The sequence below is a fragment of the Arenibacter sp. ARW7G5Y1 genome (assembly GCF_003201775.1).
GTDB lineage: Bacteria > Bacteroidota > Bacteroidia > Flavobacteriales > Flavobacteriaceae > Arenibacter.
In genome coordinates, this window is record NZ_QJJZ01000001.1 from 185,621 (window position 1) to 197,950 (window position 12,330).

Consider the following 12,330-nt stretch of genomic DNA (forward strand, 5'->3'; position numbering starts at 1 on the left):
AAGGAAAGCGTATGAATTACAAGTATTTTTTAGTCCCATTAATGGCTCTAATGTGCCTTTCGTGTAACACAAAAAATGAAAATGAAGTGACATCGGTTGAAGTGGAAACACCAGCAATTCCAGTGGACTATAACCCAGAGGAGAAACTTAAGGAACTGGGTATAACCTTAATGGAGGCCAGTGCACCAGTAGCCAATTATGTAAATGCCGTTCGCTCTGGAAATCTAATTTTTCTTTCGGGAAAGGGGCCCTTGCAAAGTAATGGGGAAAATATTCAGGGCAAGGTAGGGACAGACTTGACCATAGAGGAAGGTTATGAGGCCGCTCGTATTACGGGGATTAATCAATTGTCCGTGTTAAAATCAGAATTGGGAAACTTAAATAAGGTAGTTAGGGTGGTCAAGGTCTTAGGTATGGTAAATGCAGGGCCGGATTTTGCAGACCATCCCAAAGTCATCAATGGATATTCAGATTTAATGGTGGCTGTATTTGGAGATAAGGGAAAGCACGCCCGTGCCGCTGTAGGTATGGGATCCCTTCCCGGGAATATTGCCGTGGAGATCGAAATGATCGTAGAGGTAATGCCCGACTGACAATGATACCAAAATTCAGTATTTCTTGTTTTCAATCATCACAATGCAATCTGCCTTGGATGCCTATTGAGATATTTAGGAACCGGAAGTAACTACCTTTTGTAGCAAAAACTCTAGGAATGCTTGTGAATTCCCCTTTTCAGCTGTGGAAGGGGAAAATTGTTATATTTATATATGATAGTTTTGTGGTAAAGTCAGCAACCAAAAGGTTGTGCTAAACCCAAATTTCAAATCTTTGACAGATGAAAAAACTTCTAATCAAAAATATGGTTTGCGATAGATGTAAAACCCTTTTGGCACAGGAGTTCTCCAAGGTAGGGATTACCATTTTATCTATAAAATTAGTAGAGATCGTTTATGAGGAAAACGCAAATATTAATGATGCCTTAATAGAAGGTATACTAAATAACAATGGCTTCGAATTGGTTAAGGATACATCGGATATGATCCTTGAAAACATTAAAATCGAATTAATTAATACGATCAATAACGGAGAAAATGATATAGCAGAAAACATGTCCACCTACTTGTCCAAAAAATTAAACAAGGATTACTCTATCCTTAGTAAAATGTTCAGTAAAAAGGAAGGTGTAACCATTGAGAAATATTATATCGATCTAAAAATTGAAAGGGCAAAGGAACTCATCCAAATGAATGAACTCAATTTTTCAGAAATAGGGTACACCTTGAATTATAGGAACAGTAGCCATTTGGCCTCACAGTTTAAGTCGGTCACCGGCATGTCTATGGGAGCGTATAAAAAATTACAACAATGGGATAGAAAACCGCTGGACAAAATTATGTAAGGAATCTCCATAATTCTAAAAAGTGTTCCGTGTCAATATGACTATTTTTACTTAAGAATTAAAATGTATGGAGATGAGACACACCTATAAGATACATGGGATGACTTGCAATGGTTGCAGGTCGCATGTAGAGAACACCTTAAATACAGTGAATGGCGTTACTCGGGCAACTGTAGATTTGGAAAAGGCCGAAGCTGTAATTGAAATGGACGGGCATATACCCTTGTCTACCTTTAAAAAGGCTCTGGAAGATGATGGTGGTGCCTATGGTATCTCTATGCCCAGGGAGGAACATGAACATCATGGGTCCACAAAAAAAACACCTAATGTTAAGGGTACTGGGACCTTTTATTGCCCTATGCATTGTGAGGGCGATAAGACCTATGACCAGCCGGGGGATTGCTCCGTTTGTGGAATGGATCTGGTGGAAGAGTTAAAGACGAGTATTGGGGCCGTTACCCAATATACCTGTCCAATGCATCCTGAGATAATCGAGGATGAACCAGGTTCCTGTCCGATTTGTGGAATGGACTTGGTGCCCCTAAAGGCAGATGTTTCGGCAGAGGAGAAAAACTATAAAAAATTATTGAAGAAATTTTGGATAGCCCTTGCTTTTACCTTGCCCATATTTCTTATTGCCATGTCCGAGATGGTCCCCAATAACCCATTGTATGCTTATGTGGACATGAAAATTTGGAATTGGATACAGTTCGGACTTTCCCTTCCTGTCGTATTCTACGCCACTTGGATGTTTTTTGAAAGAGCGTACCGATCAATAAAGACATGGAATTTAAATATGTTTACCCTTATTGGCATCGGATCGGGGGTTGCTTGGTTATTTAGTGTGTTTGGGATGCTTTTTCCCGATATTTTCCCTTCCCAATTTAAAACCCATCATGGCACGGTACATGTATATTTTGAGGCTGCCACGGTAATTTTGACTTTGGTATTGTTAGGGCAACTTTTGGAGGCAAGGGCCCATAGTAAGACCAACAATGCAGTAAAAGAGTTATTAAAATTGGCACCTAACAAAGCCATCAAGGTAGTAGATGGAAAAGAAGAAGTCATTGCTATTGATAAAATTAATATAGGTGATTTTCTCAGGGTTAAACCAGGAGATAAAATTCCTGTAGATGGCGTCATACATGAGGGTATGGGCTCAGTGGACGAATCCATGATTACCGGAGAACCCATTCCAGCAGATAAAAAGGAAGGTGATCCAGTTAGTTCCGGAACTATAAATGGAAATCAATCCTTTGTTATGAAGGCAGAGAAAGTAGGTTCGGACACTTTATTGGCACAAATTATAGACATGGTCAATAAGGCCAGTCGTAGTCAGGCTCCCATTCAAAAATTGGCAGATAGGATATCGGGATATTTTGTTCCCGTGGTGGTATTGGTTTCTGTAATTACTTTTATTATTTGGGCAATTTTTGGTCCTGAACCCAAATATGTCTATGCCTTGGTAAATGCCATTGCCGTATTGATCATAGCCTGTCCCTGTGCTTTGGGCTTGGCCACCCCCATGTCTGTCATGGTGGGAATAGGTAAAGGGGCTCAATCCGGGGTATTGGTCAAAAATGCAGAGGCTCTGGAGAAGATGAACAAAATTGATACGCTAATAGTTGATAAGACAGGAACAATTACAGCTGGAAAGCCATCCGTGGAAAGTGTAGTGGTCACTTCCAAGGAATACAAAGAGGGGGAAGTGCTGCAATATGTTATATCACTCAATCAAATGAGCAAACATCCCTTGGCAGAAGCAACGGTTGCATACGGGAAGGAACAAGGAGCGGAAATATTGAAGGTGTCAGAATTTAATTCGGTCACAGGGAAAGGTGTCACCGGAATAATCAATGCCAAGAAGGTGGCATTGGGGAACGAAAAAATGATGGAAGAGGTCAATGCCACAATGTCTGAAGAGCTAATGAATAAGGTGAAAATGCAGCAGCGGCTTGGCAAAACGGTTTCCATGATTTCTGTGGATAATAGTACGGTTGGATTTATTGTGATTAGAGATAGAATTAAAGAAACCAGTAAAAGGGCCATTTCTGAATTGCAATCCCTAGGAATATCCGTATTGATGTTGACAGGGGATAATTATGATACAGCCAAGGCTGTAGCAGAGGAACTTGATCTTTCCGATTTTAAAGCAGGGATGCTACCTCAAGACAAGCTTAATGAGGTGGAACGCTTACAACATCAAGGTAGAAAAGTGGCCATGGCCGGCGATGGTATAAACGATGCTCCTGCCTTGGCGAAGAGCGAAGTTGGTATTGCCATGGGAACCGGTACCGATGTGGCCATTGAAAGTGCCTCCATTACTTTGGTTAAAGGAGATTTACAGGGAATTGTAAAAGCTAGGAACCTGAGTGCAAAAGTGATGGGGAATATTAAGCAAAACCTATTTTTTGCCTTGGTATATAATACACTTGGCGTACCTATTGCGGCGGGGGTGCTATATCCATTTTTCGGGCTACTTTTATCTCCCATGATCGCAGCTTTGGCCATGAGTTTTAGTTCGGTTTCCGTAATCGCCAATGCCCTTAGATTGAGAAATGCCGATATTTCTTGATCCGGCCTATTGCTAAAAATGGATAAAATATACCGCGGTTTATTATTTTAATCATGGCATAAGCTTCCAATAACCATAAAAAATTCATTTAAACTTAAAAAGAGGGAAAAATTGCCTTTTAATATTTATCTTTTGAAAAATTTTACAACCAACCGCCAACATTTTTGAAGCTAGTAAAAAAAGATATTTCGTTTTTACTTTATGGGGCCTTTGCCTCCTTTGGTACATATTTCTGCATGTATGCTTTTCGCAAGCCATTTACCGTGGCCACCTTTGAAGACCTGTCCTTTGCCGGAGTGGATTACAAGATAATTTTGATCATTGCCCAAGTGTTGGGATACATGCTTTCCAAATTTATCGGGATCAAAGTAATTTCTGAGCTACAGGCCAATAAGAGAATATACTATCTTTTGGGCCTTATTCTTGCAGCTGAGGCAAGTCTTTTATTGTTCGCCATAACTCCGCCCCCTTATAATTTTATATTTATGTTATTGAATGGTCTTCCCTTGGGAATGGTATGGGGAATTGTATTTTCATATCTGGAAGGCAGAAAGTTTACTGAATTTTTGGGAGTGATTTTATGTTCCAGTTTTATAGTATCCAGCGGAGCGGTAAAGTCGGTTGGTCTTTTGGTTATGGAAAATTGGCAGGTTTCCCAATTTTGGATGCCATTTGTTACAGGGGGCATTTTTTTGGCTCCATTTGTATTTTTTGCATGGTTGTTGAATAAAATCCCCCAACCTACAGAGGAGGATAAGGAACTTAGAACAGAACGTAAACCTATGACAGGAAAGGACAGAAGGAAAGTTTTTCTTGCGTTCCTGTTCCCGATTATAATTTTGGTATTTTTCTACACTTTTTTAACGGCATTGCGCGATTTTAGGGATAATTTTTCAAGGGAGATCTGGGATGCTTTGGGGTATGAGGGAGACGCAGCCATATATACCATATCCGAACTGCCCATTGCCATATTGGTCTTGGTAATCATAGGTTCTTTGGGCGTTATCAAAAACAATTATAAGGCCTTTGTTTCCTATCATTACTTATTGCTTTTTGGTACTATAGCCATTGGTCTTTCAGCCTTATTGTTTCAAATGGCCTTAATTTCACCTATTCTTTGGATGATCAGTGTAGGCTTTGGGCTCTATATATGTTATGTACCTTTTAACTGTATCTTTTTCGATCGTATGATTGCCACTTTTCGGATAAAGGGCAATGCGGGTTATCTTATATATATTGCGGATGCCTTTGGTTATTTAGGTAGCATGGGGGTACTACTGTACAAGAATTTTGGTCAAAGTAAGCTTTCTTGGCTCAATTTTTTCATGACCAGCACTTATCTAATCGCCGTTTTGGGGACTATTATTACCCTGGTTTCACTTTTCTACTTTAAAAGGAAATACAAGAATAATTTATTGGTGGAAAAGTCGGAAGTTCTATTGGCAGAAGTATAAGTTTACTCCTGTTAATTTACCATCAGTCTTTTTGTTATCGCTACGGATCAATTTCTCTAGACCCATCCTAAGTACTTTTTCATTCATTTTCTTGTCCTAAGTTATACGGTTAACATTCATTTAACAATTAGTGGTATTTCATTGCAATCTTTTAATATTTATTGAGGGTTTAGTTAACCTACGCCTAGGATATTTGCGCTCACTAAATAATTAAAAATCACAAACTAAAAAGAATGAACAAAACAAGTATTGTTATGGTATTTGCCTTTTTTGCATGTATCATAGGCCATTCCCAAGGAATATTTACGGGAAAGGTTTTGGATGAAAACAGTGCGCCTTTACCAGGGGCATCGGTAGTCATTAAAGGTAGTTCCAAAGGTGTAGCTACAGATTTTGATGGAAATTTTCAAATTGGATTAAATTCGGAAAATGATGTTCTGCTGGTTTCCTATATAGGATATATTCCAACTGAATTCCCCACTTCTGGAAAAACATCGGCGGAAATAGTACTTCTTCCCGATTCTGAAAAATTGAATGAGGTGGTTGTAACGGCATTGGGGATTACCAGGGCAGAGAAGAAGATTGGTTATGCCACCCAAAAAATGGATGTGGAGATTATAGAGGAAATAAATGCTCCCAATGTGGGGAATTTGTTTACTGGCCAGGTAGCAGGACTAAGCGTAAGCAATCCCACAGGGTTATTTCAAAAGCCATCATTTTCCTTAAGGGGTAAATCGCCCTTGATCGTAATTGATGGGATACCGGTTGAAACCGACTTTTACGATGTTTCCGCCAATAACATAGCCAATGTAAATGTGCTCAAGGGAACAACAGCTTCTGCACTTTATGGATCAAGGGGTAGAAATGGCGCTATTTTGATCACTACCAAAAATGCCAAGGTAGACGGATTGGAAATAACTGTTTCACATAATACCATGATATCTGCCGGCTTCACTGTTTTTCCGGAAACCCAAACAGAGTATGGGAATGGGTCTAACGGTAAATATGAATTCTGGGATGGTAAGGACGGAGGTATTTCGGATGGGGATATGATCTGGGGACCTAAATTTGAACCTGGAGTTTTGGTCTCCCAATGGAACAGTCCTATATTGGATAATGTTACTGGGGAAACCATTCCTTGGTGGGGTGATGTTTATGGTACCCAATATGACGATAAATCCCGTTATTCCAGAGTGCCAACCCCTTGGGAATATCACGATAACTTAAAGGATTTTATGGGAACCGGTTATATTTCCAGTACGGATTTTGCAATCGCGAGCAAATCCGAAAAGGGGTCGTTCCGCTTGTCCGGTAATTACTCGGATCAAAAGGATAGGGTTCCCAACTCCGGTCTTAAAACGGGAGGGCTGACTTTTAAATCTACCACCAACCTTTCCAAATCACTTACCTTGGACAGTAAGTTGTCCTATAATAAGGTGTATTCCCCCAACTATCCAAGACATGGGTATGGACCAAAGAACCATATGTATACCATTCTTATTTGGATGGGCGATGATGTCAACGGTCAAGAATTAAAGGAGCATATGTATGTTCCCGGGCAGGAAGGCTATAGACAGGCCAACTTTAACTATGCCTGGTACAATAACGTGTATTTCGCGGCCAATGAACTGAACCAGAAATACGATGCCGATCTGATCAATGCACAGATGGTGCTGAAGTACAATATAGCCGAAGGCTTAAACCTGCAAGGAAGAGGTTCAGCTGTAATACAGGATATTTTTGAGGACAGACAAAGTCCCAAGACCTATTTAAATTATGGTGATGCCAGGGAAGGTGACTATAAGACGTGGAACTCCAAAAGACTTACCGTAGACTATGATGTTTTGGCTTCCTACAACAAATCTTTGACCGAGGATATCTCCTTCGACGTCAACGCAGGTGCTTCTACCTTTTATAGAAAATATCAACAGGAATATAACTCAACCGATGGCCTTGTAGTTCCTTTTGTTTATAGCCTCAACAATACCAGTGGCAATGTGGCGGCGACTACTTACGTAGAGGAAAGGGCGACCAATAGTGTCTATGCCACTTTGGGACTGGATCTTTACAATGCAGTGTTTTTAACAGCTGCGGCAAGAAACGACTGGTCTTCTACCCTACCTAAGGAAAATCGCTCTTACTTCTATCCATCCGTGTCCTTAAGTACGGTGGTGTCCAATTTTGTCAGCATGCCCAAGGCCGTGGATTATTTAAAGCTCTATGGCTCATGGGCACAGGTTTCCAGTGACTTGGATCCTTATAGTACAGAATCATATTATACCAATAGTGGTGTTTTTGGAGGAAATATAAAATTGCAATACCCTAATGGTTTGGTGAATTCCAATATAGAGCCCGAAAGTTCAAACTCCTTCGAACTTGGTCTAAGTGCTGCTTTTTTAAAGAACAGGCTGGCATTGGATCTTACCTATTATAACGTGGTGGACACCAACCAGATCATAGACTTGCCAATTTCAAACACATCGGGTTTTGAAAACAGAAAGGTAAATGGCAATGAATATACTACCAATGGTCTGGAAGTGGTGCTTAATGCCAAACCAATCCTTACGGATAACTTTAGTTGGAATATAACCGCGAACTGGAGTAGAAAGGTTCAGAAAATCACGGAAATATACGGGGATAATACCACGTATAATAATCTAAGACTGAACGATAGGGCGGACAGCTATTACGCAACCGTGTGGCAGAAGTCAGCGGATGGGGATTTGATTTTGGGCGCCAATGGATTGCCGGTCAAGGATAATTTTCCACAACTGTTGGGACATAACGATCAGGATTGGACCCTAGGGCTTCAGAATAGTTTTAAGTACAAGAACCTGACCGTTAATGTTGGTATAGACGGTGGATGGGGAGGTTTAATCCGTTCCTTGACCGTAGAAAAGATGTGGTGGGGCGGCAAGCACCCCAATTCTACCGAATATAGGGATGCAGAATACGCGGCCGGAGTACCGGTTTATGTTCCGAACGGGGTACAGGTTACAGGAGGGGACTTGGTGCAGGACGTAAATGGGGATGTTATTTCCGATACTAGGACCTATGCCCAGAATACCACTGCGGTGAGCTGGCAGACCTGGTCACAGAACTATCCGTATAGGGCAGCTGTGACCTACAAGGAAAACGAAAAATTTGCCAATATTTTCGATCGGAGCTTTTTTAAACTAAGAACCCTTTCCTTTAAATATGATATCACGGAATTGGCCAATATACACGGCGTAAAAAATCTTGATGTAACCCTTAGCGGCTATAACTTATTGGTATGGAAGAAGGCAGATATCATTGATCCGGATTTTGGGAACGACAACAATCTACAGGATCCTTCCACTAGATATATTGGTATAGGCGTTAATGTTAAATTTTAGTAAAAGACACACAATGAAAAAAATAGGAATTTTATTCGGATTAACAGTATTGATGTCTCTGGGCGGATGTCAGGACCTTACGGACTTAAACGACAACCCAAATAATGTTAGTGAAACACACCCACAATTGTTATTGACCAATATTGCAAGTAATGCATTTGAGGTTGATGGTACCGGAGCTTTATATGCCTCCCGTATTTTGGTGCAGACCGATGGTGAAAACAACAACCAATACTATAACTGGGACCGCGCTGGTTTTGATGATTATAATATGTTGGGGGAGGCTACCAAAATGATGCAGGAGGCAGAGCGTATTGAAAGCGACGAGTATATAGCCTTGTCCAAATTTTTTAGGGCATATTACTTCTATAACCTAACCCTTACATTTGGCGATATTCCCTATAGCGAAGCCCTTAAAGGAGAAATCGAAGAGCAGTATTTGCCCAAGTATGACACCCAAAAAGAAGTTTTTGTGGGGATATTAAAGGAATTGTCGGAAGCCAATGATCTTTTGGAAGGAAATACCAACATTATTGCGGGTGATATTATTTTTGGCGGAAATACTACCAAATGGCAAAAATTGGTCAATTCCTTTAGATTAAAGGTACTTATGACCCTTTCCAAAAAGGTGGGCGACGCAGACTTGAACATAATAAGTTCCTTTGCCAGTATCTACAATAATGAGCCTATAATGATGTCTAATGAGGACAACGGCCAGTTGGTGTTTTTGGACGAGGAAGGGAGTAGGTATACAGAATTTAACTCTAGTGGTTATGGATCGGGTATGTACATGTCCGCTACCTTTATCGAAAGGCTTCAGGACAGACAGGACCCAAGGTTGTTCATTTATTGCGGACAGACCAAAAATGCCAAGGAGGCAGGATTGGCCATTGATGATTTTATGGCCTATGAAGGCGGCGATCCCTTAGCTCCCTATGCAGAAGTAAACGACAAGGCGGCTGCAGGAGACGTCTCCAAGGTAAACTTGAGATACACCACAGACCCCACCACTGAGCCGCATAACCTTATGGGGTATTGGGAATTGGAATTTATATTGGCAGAAGCATCCGTGCGTGGTTGGATCGCTACCGATGCCAAGGAACATTATGAAAATGGGGTAAAATCATCTTTCGATTTTTATAATACCTATGCCAAGAATTTTGAAACTTATGTGGAGCCAACGGATGCCGACACCTATCTTATGGGGGCTGAGGTAGCATTTGACAATGGACTTACCACTGACGAAAAGTTGGAACTTATCTTGACCCAGAAGTATTTTACGTCATTTTTGCAAACGGGCTGGAGAGCTTATTTTGATCATTTAAGAACAGGATTCCCTGCCTTTGCACAACTGCCGGGAGCCACGCCTCCAACCCGATGGATCTACCCTAATTCTGAGTACAACAATAATACGGCAAATGTTGCTGCTGCCATTGAAAGACAGTTTGGGGCTGGGAACGATAAGATTCGTGAAATTACTTGGTGGTTGAAATAATTTCAGAAACCAAATGGATTTTATGGCTTTCTGCGGATAATGATCAGCATTACAACAGCTTAGTCCATGTATAACTGGTTCAAGGCCATAGCGGATTTTCGCTATGGCCTTGACTCTTATGTGGACCAGGAACCGGCATTTATGACGAGAAGAAAATGTATTTGGTATGGGATCGAGAATTTTATGTTTTATATAAAAATTGTAGTTATAGTTACAAAAATTTAATATTATTAACTTTTTGACTTAACTTAGTCACATGATATTTACACTTTTTCATTAATCAAAATCTAAAACCAATCAAAATGAGCGAAGCCAGTATTGTACTAAAAAGCACCTTGTTTTCGGCTATTTCGGGCAACTTGCATAGCGTTTTTACCAAGGAATTATTGCTTAAAACAATAGTATTTGTGATCATATCGGGTTCATTTTGGTCCTGTGCCAAAAAAGACCGTGAAAATTCCCCCTTAGTAAAGCATGTTGTAGTTATTGGTTTTGACGGACTAAGTCCCGATGGATTGAATAAAGCAACTACTCCAACCTTTGATGGGATAATAAGTGAAGGGGCATCCAGCATGCACGCCAGGGCGGTGTTGCCAACCAGCTCCAGCACCAACTGGGCTTCCATGATTATGGGTGCGGGTCCGGAGCAGCATGGGATTACTTCCAATAGCTGGGAGAAAAACAATTTTATACTGCCGGCAATTACCCAAAGTGAAGACTTCCTTTTCCCTACTATTTTTCAATTGATCAACGACAATCGGGAAGATGCAGAAATTGGAGCTATTTATCATTGGACCGGATTTGGGCGCTTATTTGAAAAAGGGGCTGTGGATTATGACATAAACCCTGAAAATGAAGATAAAACTGCAGCCTTGGCCAGTGCCTATATTAAGGATAAAAAACCAACCTTCACATTTATCCACTTTGATCATGTGGATCATGGTGGACACGAATATGGCCATGGAAGTCCTGAATATTACAAATCCGTGGAAAAAGCGGATGAATTGCTTGCTGAAGTAATGGAAGCTATAAAGGCATCTGGAATGGCAGATGAAACCTTGGTTATCATAAGTGCAGATCACGGAGGATTAGGGAAAGGCCATGGAGGCGAATCTTTGGGGGAAATAGAAATCCCTTTTATCCTATGGGGGAAATCGGTCAAGAAGAACCATGTACTTAAATACCCGGTCTACCAATATGACAATGCTGCAACGGTCGCATTTGCTTTGGGGATAAAAAGGCCTATGGCCTGGATAGGCAAACCCGTAAAGAATGCTTTTGAGGGATATGATCTTAGAGATGATTATCCAATTACGGAAAGGATCATGAAACCAACGATACTACCTCCTGCCGATTTCTATAAACGGGCTGGGGGTTTGTTTGATGATTCTACAAGTATTATTATGAAAAATCCAAATACCATAGGAGAAATAAGGTACACTTTAGATGGTTCCATGCCCAACCTTAATTCCGCCTTATATACCGAGCCTGTCAAGACTTCTGAAAATGTGGTGGTTAAAAGCGCTATTTTTATGAATGGGAAAATTGTCAGTACCGTTTCTGAAGCCTTTTTTAGAATAAAAAATAGGACAAGGGCAGCACCCATTTCCTATGAGGTGTTTTATTTGGAAAACTTAACGAGTATCCCCACTTTGGAAAATAAAAAACCGGATGCCAGAGGAAGCTGTTTTGAAATTACCTCGGATGAGGTAAAGGAGGAAATCCGTGACAACACTGTAGTGAGATTCACTACAAATATTCAAATTGAAAAAGAAGACACTTATGTGTTCTACACCAATTCCGATGATGGTAGTAAATTATGGGTAAATAATCAATTGATCGTGGACAATGATGGGGATCATGGGGTGATCGAAAAGAATGGCAGTATTTCCTTAAAGCCTGGAAACTACCCCCTACAAGTGGTATGGTTTAATGGAGGCGGTAGTGGATGGTTGAACGTGGATTATCAAACTAAGACCATTCCTAAACAAGTGCTATCAACATCAATACTAAAGTAATTGGAAATAACG

7 protein-coding genes are annotated in these 12,330 nt (G+C 40.6%); all 7 read left to right on the forward strand.

Features of this window, described 5'->3' with window-relative positions; all coding sequences use genetic code 11:
* The first annotated feature begins 11 nt into the window (after positions 1–11).
* The 7 genes from C7972_RS00730 (at position 12) to C7972_RS00760 (ending at position 12,318) form a co-directional block, all read left to right on the forward strand.
* Positions 12–593 carry a RidA family protein gene (locus tag C7972_RS00730; protein WP_220020843.1) on the forward strand — a complete coding sequence of 194 codons (582 nt, stop codon included), beginning with the start codon at positions 12–14 and terminating at the stop codon, positions 591–593.
* Between the two features lie 242 nt (positions 594–835).
* The gene (locus C7972_RS00735; RefSeq protein WP_110354297.1) at positions 836–1,399 is read left to right on the forward strand and encodes an AraC family transcriptional regulator; all 564 of its coding nucleotides are present in this window, start codon (positions 836–838) and stop codon (positions 1,397–1,399) included.
* 73 nt (positions 1,400–1,472) lie between these two features.
* Positions 1,473–3,974: a heavy metal translocating P-type ATPase gene (locus C7972_RS00740; protein ID WP_110354773.1), complete on the forward strand. Its 2,502-nt coding sequence runs from the start codon at positions 1,473–1,475 to the stop codon at positions 3,972–3,974.
* A gap of 164 nt (positions 3,975–4,138) precedes the next feature.
* Positions 4,139–5,428 (forward strand): DUF5690 family protein, encoded by a 1,290-nt coding sequence (locus C7972_RS00745; protein WP_110354298.1) that lies wholly within the window; start codon positions 4,139–4,141, stop codon positions 5,426–5,428.
* Between the two features lie 233 nt (positions 5,429–5,661).
* Complete coding sequence (locus C7972_RS00750) at positions 5,662–8,805, forward strand: SusC/RagA family TonB-linked outer membrane protein (RefSeq protein WP_110354299.1); 3,144 nt, start codon at positions 5,662–5,664, stop codon at positions 8,803–8,805.
* A gap of 13 nt (positions 8,806–8,818) precedes the next feature.
* On the forward strand, positions 8,819–10,300 hold the full coding sequence (locus C7972_RS00755; protein ID WP_110354774.1) for a SusD/RagB family nutrient-binding outer membrane lipoprotein: 1,482 nt from the start codon (positions 8,819–8,821) through the stop codon (positions 10,298–10,300).
* Positions 10,301–10,602: 302 nt separating this feature from the next.
* Positions 10,603–12,318 (forward strand): alkaline phosphatase family protein, encoded by a 1,716-nt coding sequence (locus tag C7972_RS00760; RefSeq protein WP_110354300.1) that lies wholly within the window; start codon positions 10,603–10,605, stop codon positions 12,316–12,318.
* Positions 12,319–12,330: the final 12 nt, after the last annotated feature.